This window comes from Azospirillum melinis (genome assembly GCF_013340935.1).
In the GTDB taxonomy this organism is placed as follows: Bacteria; Pseudomonadota; Alphaproteobacteria; order Azospirillales; family Azospirillaceae; genus Azospirillum; species Azospirillum melinis.
This window is the reverse complement of the sequence record NZ_WHOS01000016.1, coordinates 115,090-129,257: the sequence shown is the minus strand read 5'-3', so window position 1 is coordinate 129,257 and position 14,168 is coordinate 115,090. Positions and strand designations below refer to the sequence as shown.

Sequence of the window (14,168 nt, the reverse complement as noted above, 5' to 3'; positions counted from 1 at the left end):
GCGTATGTTTGGACGCCTCAAGGACTTCCGGCGCATTGCCACCCGCTATGACCGCTCCGCCACCAACTTCATGGCCGCCGTCCACATCGCCGCAACCGTCGCCTACTGGTTATGAGTCCGGACCCTAGGCGTCAGGCAATAGGCGCCAGATGGCGGTTTCGCGCGCCTCCCTGTCCTCCAGCTCCAACGAGGTCGGGACGGTGTAGGTCGCCAGCTTCTCGACGCCGCTTGCCGGGAAATAGGCGCGGCCGGGATCGCCCAGCAGCACCAGCGTGCCGGTGGCGGCGATCTCGCGCAGCCATGCGGTGACCCGCTCCGCCATCGGCCGCTCGTAACAGACGTCGCCGGCCAGAACCACGTCGATGCCCGGCAACGGCCGGCCGACCAGATCGGCGCTGACCGGCTTGACCTCCACCCCGTTGGCTTCGGCGTTCAGCGCGATGGCGGCCAACGAGAAGCGGTCGATGTCGCAGGACTGGACCCGCGCCGCTCCAGCCTTCATCGCGGCGATGCCGACCAGCCCGGTGCCTGCGGCAAAATCGAGCACCGACCTGCCGGCCACCAGCTCCGGCCGGTCGAGCACCAGCCGCGCCACAGCCTGTCCCCCCGGCCAAGCGAAAGCCCAGTATGGCGGTGGCAAATTCGTGGCGGCCAAGGTCTCCTCGGTGGCCTGCCAGAGTGGAGTGACCTCGGTTGCAAGATGAAGCTGGATTTCCGGCAACAGCGGCGTGGTCGTCAGCGTCGTGTTATCGCGGACGAAATCTGGCGGGGATGCATTGTTCATACGAGGTTTCCCAAGGGGCTCCGCTGTTGGGAGGACGGCTGGCGGTGGCTTATCAATGTTACATAATTCAAACGGTGTAGACACAGCTGCGAACCCGTGTTACCCGTTTCCACCAGGGGAAAACAGAGGGATTGGGGGAGTCATGCGGCAGAGGGGAACCGCCATCGGCCTTTCGTTTGCGGCTTTGATCGCGCTGAGCCCCCTTACCGTGTCGACGGCTGCCGCACAAGACGGCGATTGCGTTCGGACGGTCCGCTCCATCTCCGACTTCACCATACGCGGCGACGCCTGGACCTGGTGGGATCACGCCGCCGGTCAGTATGACCGCGAACACCGCCCCGCCATCGGCTCCGTCCTCGTCTTCAAGCGCACCGGCCACATGCGCCGCGGCCACGTCTCGCTGGTCAGCGCGGTGATCGACCGCCGCACCATCGAGGTCGACCACAGCTGGATCGATGGCGACGGTCTGCGCCGCGGCATGCGGGTGGTCGACGTGTCCCGCAACAACGACTGGTCCGCCGTCCGCGTCTGGCACGAGCCGACCGACCAGATGGGGCTCCGCGTCTACGCCGCCTACGGCTTCATCCTCCCGGAAGGCGAGTCCGACGACCAGCGCGGCGGCCGGATGCTGGATGCCGGCGACCGCGGCATGGACCAGGGCTTCGCCAGCAGCCCCCGCGGCCGCGCCAAGGCCAACGGCCCGCGCATGATGGAAGCCTCCCTGCACCCGCAGAAGAACCTCAGCGTCTCGGTCCCCGGCCGCAAGCCGCAGAGCCTGGCCACGACCGCCGTCGCCTCCCTGACGCCGCAGAAGCCGCAGCGCATCGACGTTGCCGTGCTGCCGTCGCGCAAGCCGTCCAGCGCGCAGTCCGCCCCGGTCACGGTCGCCGAGCTTTCCGGCCCCAGCAGCCACCGCACCATCGCTCCCGGCCGCAAGCCCGGCTCCGGCAATTCCGTCGCCCAGCTGGCCGACACCAGCGAACGCTGAGCGGCATAGCGTCAGGTTTTCAGGAAGGGCGGGGCTTGGCTCCGCCCTTTTCGTTTGTGCGGGTGGCTTGTTCGGGTGTTGGGCATCGAAGCCGACACCCTCCACAACGCCCGCTTAAATCTTCCCCGCGAGGATGGCCGCCAGCACCAGCCAGCCGAACCAGCGGTTGGACTTGAACTTGTCCAGGCAATCTCCCTGGTCGTCCGGCCGCCAGGTCGCGACCTGCCAAGCCAGTTGCAAGGCGGCCAGCGACAGCACCGGCAGGAACAGCCCGCCCAACCCCGCCAGACGCCCGGCGATGCCGATGCCGACATAGGTCAGGGTGTAGAAGCCATAGATCCAGATCTTGCTCTGGTCGCCCAGGCGCAGCGCGGTGGACTTCACGCCGATGCGGGCATCGTCCTCCTTGTCCTGATGGGCGTAAATGGTGTCATAGCCCAGGGTCCAGGCGACGCCCGTCACATAGAGCGCCAATGCCGGCCAGCCGACATCGTTCTGAACCGTGGCCCAGCCCATCAGGGCACCCCAGTTGAAGGTCAGCCCCAGGAAAGCCTGCGGCCACCAGGTGATGCGCTTCATCAGTGGGTAGGTAAAGACCAGCAGCAGCGACAGCACCCCCAGCCCGATGGCCGTCGTCCCCAGCTGGACCAGGATCAGCAGCGACACCAGAAGCTGGGCGACGAGGAAAGCCAGGGCCTGACGCACCGACACCTGACCCGACGGGATCGGTCGGGAACGGGTGCGCTCCACCATCGCGTCGAATTTGCGGTCGAGGATGTCGTTGACGGTGCAGCCGGCGCCACGCATCAGCACCGCGCCGATGCCGAACAGCGCCATCAGCCACAGCAGCGTCGGCCAGTCGCGGAAGGGCTGCGGCATGGCCAGCGCCACGCTCCACCAGCAGGGGAACAGCAGCAACCATGTCCCGATGGGACGGTCGAGTCGCGCCAGTGTGACATAAGGGCGCACGCGGGGCGGGAGCTTCCGCGCGATCCAGCCGTCCTGGCGGATGTCGGTGAAGCCGGACTCGGGCAGAGTGGGGCCGGTGGAGGCAGTGGGCATGACGGCAGCGGTTCCGCTGTGCTATGAGGATGTCTGACCAGCCAATCGGGGCGGCAATCAGGGCAAGGATGACGGGGAAGGTATCGGGCTGTCATCCGTGCGGCAAGCGCGGTGCGGCAATACACCCGTGCTCAAGCTATGGAAAATTGCAGCATGTGATCTTGCGCTCGTCAAAATCGTACCAATACTGTTTCTTTGTCATAACCTCAGCGGCCTGCAATCGCAAATGGACATGAGCGCAACACCGGACCGTTTCGCCGTCGTCATCGACGACGAGTCGATCATTCTGGCCGGGATGGAGATCATGCTGGACACCTGGGGCTATCAGGTGCTTGCCGCCGAGGATGTGGAAACCGTCCTGGCGAAGCTTCCCGGTTGCCCGCTGCCCAACGTCATCCTGTCCGACTACCGGCTGCGCGACGGCTGGTCGGGCATCACCGCCGTGCGGGCGGTGCGCGAGGCCTGTGGCGTCACCGTGCCCGCGATCATCCTGACCGGCGACACCGGGTCGGAACTGATGGCCGCGGCCAGGGCGGACCAGATCCGCATCCTGCACAAGCCGGTTCAGCCCAACGACCTGCGCCGGCAGATCGACTCCCTGATCGCCGTCGGCTGACGCCAGCCTCCAGACCGCGCTCGGCTGGTGGTGCCCGCGTCCGAAGCTTCATTGCGTTTACCGTGAAGTGCATGAACCTTTGGCGCTGTATGTGACGGCCTGCCTCGCGCTTCAAATCTCGTCCGGTTTCACGCGATCCGCTCTATAGTCTCCACCGCCCCGCGGAGACGAATGCCATGGCCGACCCGATCAAGACCCGCCTTTATGTCGACAGCCCGCTGGCCGAAGGCCAGTCGGTCGGTCTCGACCATGAGCGCGCTCATTTCCTCCGTCACGTCCTGCGGCTGGACCGCGGCGACTCCGTCGCGGTGTTCAACGGCCGCGACGGCGAATGGCGGGCGGCGATCGACGGCTTCGGCAAGGGCTGGTGCTCGCTGACCGTGGCGGAGCAGCGGCGGGAGCAGGACACGGCTCCGGATCTCTGGCTGCTGTTCGCGCCGCTGAAGAAGGGCCGCATCGACTTCGTCGCGGAAAAGGCGACGGAGATGGGGGTGTCCCGCCTGTGGCCGGTCTTCACCCGGCGAACCGATCCCAACCGCGTCAACATCGACCGGCTGCGCGCCAATGCGGTGGAGGCGGCCGAGCAGTGCGAACGCCTCAGCGTGCCGGAGATGGGCGAGGCGGTGCCGCTGGACCGCGCGCTGGCCGGCTGGCCGGCCGACCGCAGGCTCTATCTGTGCGCGGAGGCCGGGTCCGCCCGTCCGGTCGCCGAGGTGCTGCGCGATGCGCCGCCGGGGCCGGCCGCCTTGCTGGTCGGGCCGGAGGGCGGCTTCGACCAGTCGGAACTTGACGAAATCACCAAACTTCCCTTTGTTGTTCCGGTGGGATTGGGTCCGCGCATTCTGCGGGCCGACACGGCGGTGGTGGCGGCGTTGGCTTGCTGGCAGTCCTTGGCCGGGGATTGGACTGCCGGGGGAAGCGACCGGCGTCCGCCTTTCCGCGCGCCGATCCCGTAACCGGCCGTCACCCGGCCGATCCTCCGTCCACTTCCCGCGAGAGACTTCATGTCCGCACCCCCGACAACGCGCGGCGAACCCATCACCGACCGCCGCCAGCTTGCGGCCTATCTCGAATCCGGCTGCAAGCCGGCGCCCGACTGGCGCATCGGGACCGAGCACGAGAAATTCGCCTACCGCACCTCCGACCTGCGGCCGCTGCCCTATGACGGGCCGGACGGCATCCGCGAGCTGCTGACCCGCATGACCCGCTTCGGCTGGCAGCCGGTGGAGGAGAAGGGCAACATCATCGCGTTGGTCCAGGACATGGCCAACATCACGCTGGAGCCCGGCGGGCAGGTGGAGCTGTCCGGCGCCCCGCTGGAGACCCTGCACCAGACCTGTGCCGAGGTGCACCGTCACCTGCGCCAAGTGAAGGAGGTCGGGGGCGAGCTGGGCATCGCCATGATGGGGCTGGGCTTCCAGCCGAAATGGACGCGCGACGACATCCCCTGGATGCCGAAGGGCCGCTACAAGATCATGCGCGACTACATGCCGAAGGTCGGCTCGCTCGGCCTCGACATGATGACGCGGACCTGCACCGTGCAGGTCAACCTCGACTTCGCGTCCGAAGCCGACATGGTGAAGAAGTTCCGCGTGTCGCTGGCCCTCCAGCCCATCGCCACCGCCCTGTTCGCCATGTCCCCCTTCACCGAGGGCAAGCCGAACGGCTTCCAGAGCTTCCGCAGCCACATCTGGACCGACACCGATCCCGACCGTACCGGCGACATCCCCTTCGTGTTCGAAGACGGCTTCGGCTTCGAACGCTATGTGGACTATCTGCTCGACACGCCGATGTACTTCGTCTACCGCGACGGCACCTACATCGACGCGGCCGGCCAGTCCTTCCGCGATTTCATGGACGGCAAGCTGCCGGCGCTGCCGGGCGAGCTGCCGCTGATCACCGACTGGGCCGACCACACCACCACGGCCTTCCCGGAAGCGCGCCTGAAGAAGTATCTGGAGATGCGTGGCGCCGACGGCGGCCCGTGGCGCAGCCTGTGCGCCCTGCCGGCCCTGTGGGTCGGGCTGCTCTACGATCAGGTGGCGCTGGATGCCGCGTGGGATCTGGTGAAGGACTGGACGACGGCGGAGCGGGCGCATCTGCGCGCCGAGGTGCCGCGGTCCGGCCTGCGCACGACCTTCCGCACTGGGACGGTGCGGAACGTGGCGCTGGAGATGCTGGCGATTGCCCGCGACGGTCTGGCCCGCCGCGCCCGCAACGACAATTGGGGCGACGACGAGACCCACTTCCTTGACACGCTTCAGGTCGTCGCCGAGACCGGCCGCAGCCCCGCCGACGAGCTTCTTGAGAAGTTCAACGGCCCCTGGGGCGGCAGCGTCGATCCGGTGTTCAAGGAATACGCGTACTGAAAAGGGTGGGGGCCGGCGCCTGTGCGCCAGCCCCCGTTTTTAGAGCTTTTGGATTTCCGTGTGATTCACGCTTCAGGCGACTCCGCTTGAACCGATCACACCCTAGGCCGCCACCGGCGCATGGGCGATGCAGCTCTTCGAGCACACCTTGGAGCAGCTTTCGCAGCCGATGCAGTTGGCCGCTTCCTTGACCGTCATGATCTTCTTCTCGGCCTCGTCGTCGAAGGCGTCGACGATGTCGCCGTCCTCGGTCAGGCCGATCATGTCGAGCACGCCGCGACCGCACACCTTGAAGCAGCGGCCGCAGCCGATGCACTGCTTCTGGTCGATGGATTGGACGAATTTCGGGGTCCAGCTCTGACCACCGCGGGTGGTGCCGGTCAGGAACTCAGCCATGGGAATGCTCCTCTCGGGAAAGGGTGCGCCTAAGCTTCTCGTGGGGAAGGGAGGGGTTACGCCGTCTCCAGCGCCTTCAGCGCCGCCCGCTTCTCGGTCAGGGTCTTGAAGGCGTCATAGGTTTCCTGTGCCACCGTCAGGATGGTCTGCCAGTTCTGCGGAAGCTCTTCCGACAGGTCGTGCAGATCCATCTTCTTCTGGGTGGCGCGGGCGTTCAGCTTCTTGATCTCGTCCTTCAAAGCGTCGATGTCGCTCATGGTCGTGGTCCCATATGGCAAAGGTCCGGGGCTCAGAGGTTCGCGACATCGGGATATTCCCGGATCAGCGCCACCGCGTCCTCGACCAGCTTGGCGCCGTCGGCGGCGAGCTTCTCGATGGTGGGGAAGCCGAAGCGGTGGACGTCGCGCAGGGACTTCGACACCACCACCAGCCGGCCGGTGGTCAGAATCATGCGGCCGAAACCCTCGTGGCTCATCTTCATCATCGGCGAGGCCATCAGCCCGGTCTGCTTTTCGACCATCAGCCCGACCGCCTTGTAGAACAGCTCCAGCCGCCACAGCGTGTCCGGGTCGGGATCGCCGATGATCGGGATGGCGGCACGCGCCTCCTTGTCCAGCACGAAGGGGGCGAGCAGGGCCTCGTCCGGCTTGCCTTCCCAGGCGCCATAGCTGTCCTCGGCACGGAACAGCAGGACCAGCGTCTTCACGAACTGGTCGGCGACGGACACTTCAGCCACATCAGCCATGCTCAGACCTCCTCCTCGTCGAAATGGAATTCGGGCGTTTCGCCCATCGCCTTGCGCAGCCAGGGCGGCGGATTGCCGTTCAGCGTCTGGACCAGCCGGTCGAGCAGGGCGGGGATGGTGTCGGTGGCCTCGACCTTCACCGGGTGAATCTTCTTCGCCACCACGCGGGCGGCGGCCGATGCGCCGATGGCCGACAGATAGACGATGGCGACGTCGGCCAGCGCCTCCAGCTTCGGCACCAGCTTGTCCTCGTTGCCGTCCTCGAACATCGAGCCGCCGAACTGGAAGGTCTCCAGAAAGGCATGGCCCTGGCGGTCGACCCGATAGACGGCGATGTTCTTGGCCCAGCCGAAATGCGCATCGACGTGCTGCATGTCCTGGGTGCAGAAAGCGACCTTCATGGATCCTCCTTTGGTCGGGCGTGGGTCCTGCACCACGCTCAGACGGCGTTGCATCCGCATGATCCGCCTCCGCAGCCGTGGGATTCCCCGTGATCGTGGCTCTCATGCCCATGCTCGTGGTCCATTTCACGGGCGAGGAACAGGTTGCCGATGTCGCACAGCAGCTCCCGCGTGCCGCGGTAGCCGACCTGGACGCGCAGGCCGGCCCCCAGCCGGTCGAACAGCGGCAGGCCCATGCGGTGCAGCGGCACACCGATCCTTGCGGCACCCTGCCGCCCGTGCGAGTTGGAGACGATCAGGTCGGCATCGCGGGCCAGCGTCTCCACGTCGGAATGGTCGCCGACCATGATGGTGGCGGCCTTCAGCCGCTCCAGCACCGGGCTCTGCGTCGGAGACACCGCGGCGATCACCTCGGCCCCCATGTCGGCAAGGAAGCCGCTGACGGCATAGAGCAGGTCGGGCTCCAGCGCGACGGCGATGCGCTTGCGGCTGTAGAAGAAATGCCCGTCCAGCATGGCGTCGACCAGGCTTTCGCGCTGGCGCCGCAGCCGGGCGGGCGCCGGCTTGCCCGACAGCTCCGTCAGCAGCCGGACCAGCTTGTCCGTCGCCTCCAGCCCGGTCAGGCGGTTGAAGAAATGGCTGGGCACGTCGGTCTTCAGCTCCAGCGCGTTGCCGGCCACCCGCATATGCTCGCCGACCACGATGGTGGCGGCGGATGCCCCCATGGCGCGGATCTGGTCGACCGTCACGCCGCCCAGCGAGGTGGCGGTGAAGTCGGCCGGCTGGCGGCCCGCCATCGACAGCGAGAGGTCGGGCAGGAAGATCGGCGACAGGCCGAAGCCTTCGATGATGTCGCGCAGTTCCTCGACGTCGCCGGGCGACAGGTGGCAGCCGGCCAGCACATTGACCTGGGTCGGGATGCGCACCGGCGACGGTTCGACCAGCCGCTCGACCATCGCGGTGACCGCGGCGGCGAAGCCGTCCTCGAAGCCGCCGGCGAAGTCGGGGGTGTTGGCGAAGACCAGCGCGGTGTCCGCCATATCGGGATTGCGCTGGCGGAACAGCGTGTACTGTCCGCCCATGTCCTCGCCCTTGGTCTCGGTGACGCCGGTGGTGGCGACGCCGATCATGGCGGGCTTGTTGCGCTCGACGATGGTGCGGATCGCCTGTTCCAGATTGTCGTAGCCGCCGAGGATGGTGGCGACCTGATCCATCGCCGTGGTTTGCAGCGGGATCGCCTCGCGGAAGTGGCGCACCAGCAGGACCAGCCCGAAGGCGGTGCAGCCCTGCGAGCCATGGAACAGCGGCAGGCAGCGGTCGATGCCGAGATAGGCGAGCGCCGCCCCCAGCGGCTGGCTCATCTTCAACGGGTTGGTGGAGGCGGCCTTGGCGGCGGAGGGGAAGCGCTGGATGTGGGACATCGCCGTCACTCCGCCGCCAGAAGGGTGGAGGACGGGCCGGACTCCCAGGGCGCCGGCTGGCGGACTTGGCCCCAGATCGGATTCGACAGCGTCTTGTCGATCTCCTCGCAGAGATTGACGATGCCGTCATAGCCGGCATAGGCGTGGTGGCGCTCCTGGTTGATGTCGAGCCAGGGAACCTTGGCCTTCAGCGAGATGAACTGCGAGCGGCCACCGGACATCATGATGTCGGCCTGATTGTCGGCCAGCATTTTGTAGATGTCGCGCGGCTTCAGGTCGTCCCACTGGTGGAACTCCTCGCCCTTCATCTTCTTGATGCGCTCCTTGTCCTCCCTGGTCGATTTCTTGGTGGAGGTGCCGAGGATGGTCAACCCGGCACCCTCCAGCGCGCTGACCATCGACCAGCTCTTGACGCCGCCGGTGAAGAGAAGGACGCGCTTGCCGTCGAAGCGCGGCTTGTAGGGTTCCAGCCGGCGCCAGACCCGGCTTTCCTCCCGCGCGATCACGCCTTCGGCCCGGTCGATCAGGCTCTTGTCGGCGCCGCGCTCCACCAGCATGCGGGTCATGGTGCGCAGGGTGTCCGACATGTCGGAGACACCGTAGAAGGAGCCCTCGAAATAGGGGATGCCGTAGCGTTCCTCCATCTTGCGGCCGACATTCACCAGCGCCTGGCTGCACACCATCATGGTGACGCGGGCGCGGTGGGCCTGGGCCACCTCCCGGTAGCGGCCGTCGCCGGAGATGCAGGACAAGAGGCGGATGCCGATCTCGTCGAGGAGTGGCTTGACCAGCCACAGCTCGCCGGCAAGGTTGTATTCGCCGATGATGCAGACGTCGGTCGGCGTGGTGTAATCCGGCTCGACCGTGCCGATGACATGCTCCAGCAGGGCTTCGCCGGCCAGCTTGTTGCCGAGATTCTTCGATCCGACGAAGCCGGGCGATTCCACCGGGATCACCGGCTTGCCCAGCTTCTGCGCGGCGAATTTGCAGACCGCGGCGATGTCGTCGCCGGTCATGGCGGGTACGCAGGTCTGGTAGACGAAGACGGCCGGCGGGTCGTATTGCTGAACGAGCTCCTTGATGGCGCGGTAGAGCTTCTTTTCGCCGCCGCCGATGACATCCAGTTCCGACAGGTCGGTGGTGAAGCCGGTGCGGTAGAGTTGCGAGCCCGAGGATTTGGAGCCGCGGTTGTCCCAGCTGTTGCCCAGGCAGGCGATGGGGCCATGGACAAGATGGGCGGCGTCGGCTATCGGCTGCAGCACGATCATCGCCCCGTCATAGGCGCAGCCGCCGGCTGCCGCCCCTGGTTTCAGCGACTTGGTGCAGCCCTTCTTCTTCTCCTTGGCCGACTTGGCCTGGTTGGTCGCGCAGCCCGGTTCGTTGAAGACGTCCTGGATCTTGTCCTGGAGCATGCCCGCTTCTCCCATCCTGGCGCCGGAAATGGCTCTGCATCGGACTGATGCAGGGGGCGTGCCAGTGGGTAAGCCATTGGCAAAAAACGATTGTCTGGTTTTTAAGCCCTGTCCGATAGCTGACAATCGGCGGCACCGCTGCGGGGGCTTGTCGGGTGTCGCACATGCTGCGCAGGGGGTGGGGAGAGCCAGCCGTATCAGGACGGTTCGAACGGGTGGAACGCAACGATGCAACGATCCGGCAGGCGCTGGCGATATGCGGTCGCGATGATGGTGGTGCTGGCGGCAGTCCCCGCCGCGGCGGCACAGGATGGCGCGGTGATCCGGCTGGCGCAGGAGCTGGGGGGTGAGATCGGGGTCGCGTGCCGTTTTCTCGACCTCGACCAACGGCCTGTCCCACCGGAGGCCGGCATGCTGTGCGATGCCGCAGCCGATTTCGTCACCCGGAAGGCCGGCGGTCACGGCAAAACAGTGGTTCGCCTCGGCCTGAGCGCGGTAACGCCCGATGCCGAACCGGTGGAGACGCCGCCTGCCGTCGATGGCCCGATCCTGCTGGTCGTCCTCGAAGGCCGCCAGGACTGGAGCGGTACCGCCCACCCCCGCCTGCTGCTGCGCGCCCGTCCGGTCCGCGACGGCATTGCCGTCCCGTCGGTCGGACTGCCGCCGGCCTCGATCGAGCTGGGCAGCGAGGGCTGGCAGGCGGCGGCCGACCGTGCACTGGAGCGGGTGGTCGGCTTCGCGCTGCGGGATGGCTGACCTATGAACAAAAGAAACATATCAACAAAAGAAACCCGGAGCGCGCCGTTGCCGACGCTCTCCGGGCTGGGGAGGTTGCCGCCGGGCTGGGGGATGGAAATCCCGGCCCGGCGGTTTGGCTGAACCGATGCCTAAAGCGCCGGCGGCGTGCCGGTCAGCGGATCAGGTCGAACGAATAGTCGGTCTGGCCGACGATGTTGGTGTTGGCGTCGATGTCCTCGAAGATCCGGTCCAGGATCCGCACCAGCACGTTCAGCGCGCCCTGGTAGCCCCAGGTCGGGTAGCGGTGGTGGTGGTGGCGGTCGAAGATCGGGTAGGTCAGGCGGATCAGCGGAACCTTGGTGTCGCGTTCCAGATACTTGCCGTAGCTGTTGCCGATGATGTAGTCCACCTTGTCGGTGAAGATCAGCGAGCGCAGGTGCCACAGATCCTTGCCGCCATGGGCCGCACCCGATTTGCCAAAGGGCGAGGCGTCCAGCGCCTTCTGGACCTGCTTCTCCCACTTCTTGGAGCCGGAGGTCGAGAGGATGTGCACCGGCTCCGCACCCAGCTCCAGCAGGAACCTGGTCATGCCCAGGCAGAAGTCCGGGTCGCCGTAGACGGCGAAGCGTTTGCCGTGCATGTGGGTGTGGCTGTCGGCGATGGCGTCGACCAGACGGCCACGTTCCAGCTTCAGGCTGGCCGGGACCGGCTTGCCCGACAGTTCGGCGAGCTTCAGCAGCAGTTCGTCGGTGCCGGTGACGCCCATCGGGTAGTTGAACTTGGCGACTTCCTGGCCCTTCTCCTTGCAGAACTGCAGGGTCTGGGTCGTGTTGTACTCCTGCATGGAGATGGTGGCCTTGGCGTGCAGGGCCTCCTTGGTCTCCTCGATGGTGGTGCCGCCGTCATACATGCGGTACTCGCCATCCATCGGCGTGTCGAAATTGTCGGACACGTCGGACAGGATCTGCAGCTTCACGCCGAATTCGCCGGCGATGCGCTTCAGTTCGCGGTTGTTGCCGACGGCGAAGCCGTCGAAGCCGGGGATCAGGTTGATCTGCTCGGTCTTGGGCGTGTCGAAATTCTCCGACGTGCCCCAGAAGTTGGTCAGGATCCCCTTGATCATGTTGTCGTAGCCGACGATGTGGCTGCCGACGAAGGCCGGGGTGTGGGCGTAGGGCACCGGGAAGTCGGCCGGGACGCTGTCCTTGTTCTTCGCGTTGGCGATGAAGCCCTGCAGATCGTCGCCGATGACTTCGGCCATGCAGGTGGTCATCACCGCGATCATCTTCGGCTTGTAGAGCGCGTAGGCGTTCGCCAGCCCGTCGATCATGTTGTTCAGGCCGCCGAACACCGCCGCGTCCTCCGTCATCGACGAGGAGACCGCGCTGTTCGGCTCCTTGAAGTGGCGGGTCAGGTGGGTGCGGTAATAGGCGACGCAGCCCTGGGAGCCATGGACGAAGGGCAGGGTGCCTTCGAAGCCCTGGGCGGCGAACATCGCGCCGATCGGCTGGCAGGCCTTGGTCGGGTTGATGACGACCGCTTCACGGGCGAAGTTCTTCGCCTTGTAGTCCTCGGACTTGGTCCATTCGGACACGCGGGCGACTTCCTCGTCCGAATGGCCGTACTCGAACTCGGTCTTCTTCTTCTCGAACATCGCCGCGTATTCGGGCTGCCGGAAGAGGGTGTAGTGGTCGAGGACCTTGTCGGCGCTCTGCGAAAGCTTGTCGGTCATTCTCAAATTCTCCTGTTCCAGAGGCCGATGGTCAGAACGGGGCCTTCATCACGCCCCAGACGGGGTTGTTGATGGCCAGGTCCATGTCGCGGGCGAAGATCGCGAAGCCGTCATAGCCGTGGTACGGGCCGGAATAGTCCCAGCTGTGCATCTGGCGGAACGGCAGGCCCATCTTCTGGAACACGTACTTTTCCTTGATGCCCGACGCGACGAGGTCGGGACGCATCGCCTCGACGAACTTCTCCAGTTCGAACGCGGTGACGTCGTCGTAGATCAGCGTGCCTTCCTTCACATAGTGCTGCGTGCGCTGATAGTCGTCGTTGTGGGCGAACTCGTAGCCGGTGCCGGTGATCTCCATGCCGAGGTCATGGTAGGCATCGACGACGTGGCGGGGACGCAGGCCGCCGACGTAGATCATGACCTTCTTGCCTTCGAGCCGCGGCTTGTACTTGGCGATGACCGCATCGACCATCGGCTGGTAGCGGGCGATGACCTTCTCGGCGTTCTCTTTGATCTTGTCGTCGAAGAGAGCGGCGATCTTGCGCAGGGACTCGGCGATCTGGCTCGGGCCGAAGAAGTTGTATTCCATCCAAGGAATGTTGAACTTCTCTTCCATGTGGCGCGCGATGTAGTTCATCGAGCGGTAGCAGTGGATCAGGTTGACCTTGGCTTTCGGCGTGTTCTCCAGCTCGGCGAGCGTGCCGTCGCCCGACCACTGGGCGATCACGCGCAGGCCGATCTCCTCCAGGAGGATGCGGGAAGACCAGGCATCGCCGCCGATGTTGTAGTCGCCGATGATGGTGACGTCATAGGGGGTGGAGACGAAGTCGGCCTTGGGTTCCGTCTTCTCGAACACCCAGTCGCGGATGGCGTCGTTGGCGATGTGGTGGCCCAGCGACTGGGACACGCCGCGGAAGCCTTCGCAGCGCACGGGGATGACCGGCTTGCCGATTTCCGCCGACTTGGCGCGGGCGACAGCCTCGATGTCGTCGCCGATCAGGCCGATCGGGCATTCCGACTGGATCGAGATGCCATTCACCAGCGGGAACAGCTCGTTGATTTCCTCGATGACCTTGTGCAGCTTCTTGTCGCCGCCGAAGACGATGTCCTTCTCCTGGAAGTCGGAGGTGAAGTGCATCGTGCCCCAGCTGTCCACACCGGTGTCGCCGATGTAGTAGTTGCGGCGGCCGGACCAGGAGTAGTAGCCGCAGCCGACCGGCCCGTGGGAGATGTGGATCATGTCCTTGATCGGACCCCACACCACGCCCTTCGAACCGGCATAGGCGCAGCCGCGGATGGTCATGACGCCGGGGATGGACTTGACGTTCGACTTGACGCCGCAGTCCTTGGCCTCGGCCTCCAGCACGTTCAGGTGCTTGGCGCGGCGCTTGCGGGATTTTTCGGGATAGGCTTCGAGGACTTCGTTGACGAGGTTCTTGACGTCGACTGTGGTGTTCTCGGACAGGCTCATAGCCGGCCTCCTGCTTGAATATTCGCGCCACTG

General features: G+C 65.8%; 15 protein-coding genes and 1 pseudogene. 6 read left to right on the top strand and 10 right to left on the bottom strand.

Annotation, left to right across the window (positions count from 1 at the left end):
• A pseudogene (locus GBZ48_RS14725) lies at positions 1-115 on the top strand (IS5/IS1182 family transposase); the annotation flags it as partial.
• 9 nt (positions 116-124) lie between these two features.
• On the opposite strand, the gene GBZ48_RS14720 reads toward GBZ48_RS14725, so the two are convergent.
• Positions 125-784 carry a class I SAM-dependent methyltransferase gene (locus tag GBZ48_RS14720; RefSeq protein WP_174471718.1) on the bottom strand — a complete coding sequence of 220 codons (660 nt, stop codon included), beginning with the start codon at positions 782-784 and terminating at the stop codon, positions 125-127.
• Between the two features lie 208 nt (positions 785-992).
• Here GBZ48_RS14720 and GBZ48_RS14715 point away from each other — a divergent pair, with 208 nt between their 5' ends.
• Entirely contained in the window at positions 993-1,772 is a 780-nt protein-coding gene (locus GBZ48_RS14715; protein WP_343049545.1) for a CHAP domain-containing protein, read from the top strand.
• A gap of 114 nt (positions 1,773-1,886) precedes the next feature.
• Here GBZ48_RS14715 and ubiA read toward each other — a convergent pair whose 3' ends face one another.
• Positions 1,887-2,834, bottom strand: a complete 948-nt coding sequence (gene ubiA / locus GBZ48_RS14710; protein WP_174471716.1) for a 4-hydroxybenzoate octaprenyltransferase — start codon at positions 2,832-2,834, stop codon at positions 1,887-1,889.
• Between the two features lie 232 nt (positions 2,835-3,066).
• Between ubiA and GBZ48_RS14705 the strand changes: the two genes are divergently transcribed.
• From GBZ48_RS14705 to GBZ48_RS14695, 3 genes are all read left to right on the top strand, one after another.
• Positions 3,067-3,450 carry a response regulator gene (locus GBZ48_RS14705; RefSeq protein ID WP_246307188.1) on the top strand — a complete coding sequence of 128 codons (384 nt, stop codon included), beginning with the start codon at positions 3,067-3,069 and terminating at the stop codon, positions 3,448-3,450.
• 176 nt (positions 3,451-3,626) lie between these two features.
• Positions 3,627-4,406, top strand: coding sequence for a 16S rRNA (uracil(1498)-N(3))-methyltransferase (locus GBZ48_RS14700; RefSeq protein ID WP_174471714.1), 780 nt, complete (start codon positions 3,627-3,629; stop codon positions 4,404-4,406).
• Between the two features lie 48 nt (positions 4,407-4,454).
• Positions 4,455-5,819, top strand: coding sequence for a glutamate--cysteine ligase (locus tag GBZ48_RS14695; protein ID WP_174471713.1), 1,365 nt, complete (start codon positions 4,455-4,457; stop codon positions 5,817-5,819).
• 102 nt (positions 5,820-5,921) lie between these two features.
• On the opposite strand, the gene fdxB is transcribed toward GBZ48_RS14695, so the two are convergent.
• From fdxB to nifE, 6 genes are read right to left on the bottom strand one after another with little or no spacing between them, the layout of a single operon-like run.
• Positions 5,922-6,215 (bottom strand): ferredoxin III, nif-specific, encoded by a 294-nt coding sequence (fdxB, locus tag GBZ48_RS14690; protein WP_174471712.1) that lies wholly within the window; start codon positions 6,213-6,215, stop codon positions 5,922-5,924.
• A gap of 56 nt (positions 6,216-6,271) precedes the next feature.
• Entirely contained in the window at positions 6,272-6,472 is a 201-nt protein-coding gene (locus GBZ48_RS14685; protein WP_174471711.1) for a CCE_0567 family metalloprotein, read from the bottom strand.
• A 32-nt stretch (positions 6,473-6,504) separates the two neighbouring features.
• Positions 6,505-6,960 (bottom strand): NifX-associated nitrogen fixation protein, encoded by a 456-nt coding sequence (locus tag GBZ48_RS14680; protein WP_109050546.1) that lies wholly within the window; start codon positions 6,958-6,960, stop codon positions 6,505-6,507.
• Between the two features lie 2 nt (positions 6,961-6,962).
• Complete coding sequence (gene nifX / locus GBZ48_RS14675; RefSeq protein ID WP_109050547.1) at positions 6,963-7,361, bottom strand: nitrogen fixation protein NifX; 399 nt, start codon at positions 7,359-7,361, stop codon at positions 6,963-6,965.
• A 38-nt stretch (positions 7,362-7,399) separates the two neighbouring features.
• Positions 7,400-8,782, bottom strand: coding sequence for a nitrogenase iron-molybdenum cofactor biosynthesis protein NifN (gene nifN / locus GBZ48_RS14670; RefSeq protein WP_174471710.1), 1,383 nt, complete (start codon positions 8,780-8,782; stop codon positions 7,400-7,402).
• A 5-nt stretch (positions 8,783-8,787) separates the two neighbouring features.
• The gene (gene nifE / locus GBZ48_RS14665; protein WP_174471709.1) at positions 8,788-10,194 is read right to left on the bottom strand and encodes a nitrogenase iron-molybdenum cofactor biosynthesis protein NifE; all 1,407 of its coding nucleotides are present in this window, start codon (positions 10,192-10,194) and stop codon (positions 8,788-8,790) included.
• Between the two features lie 228 nt (positions 10,195-10,422).
• On the opposite strand from nifE, the gene GBZ48_RS14660 reads away from it, so the two are divergent.
• Positions 10,423-10,950, top strand: a complete 528-nt coding sequence (locus GBZ48_RS14660) for a hypothetical protein (RefSeq protein WP_174471708.1) — start codon at positions 10,423-10,425, stop codon at positions 10,948-10,950.
• A 154-nt stretch (positions 10,951-11,104) separates the two neighbouring features.
• On the opposite strand, the gene nifK is transcribed toward GBZ48_RS14660, so the two are convergent.
• Complete coding sequence (nifK, locus tag GBZ48_RS14655; RefSeq protein WP_174471707.1) at positions 11,105-12,664, bottom strand: nitrogenase molybdenum-iron protein subunit beta; 1,560 nt, start codon at positions 12,662-12,664, stop codon at positions 11,105-11,107.
• 31 nt (positions 12,665-12,695) lie between these two features.
• Entirely contained in the window at positions 12,696-14,135 is a 1,440-nt protein-coding gene (gene nifD, locus GBZ48_RS14650; RefSeq protein ID WP_174471706.1) for a nitrogenase molybdenum-iron protein alpha chain, read from the bottom strand.
• Positions 14,136-14,168 lie beyond the last annotated feature (33 nt).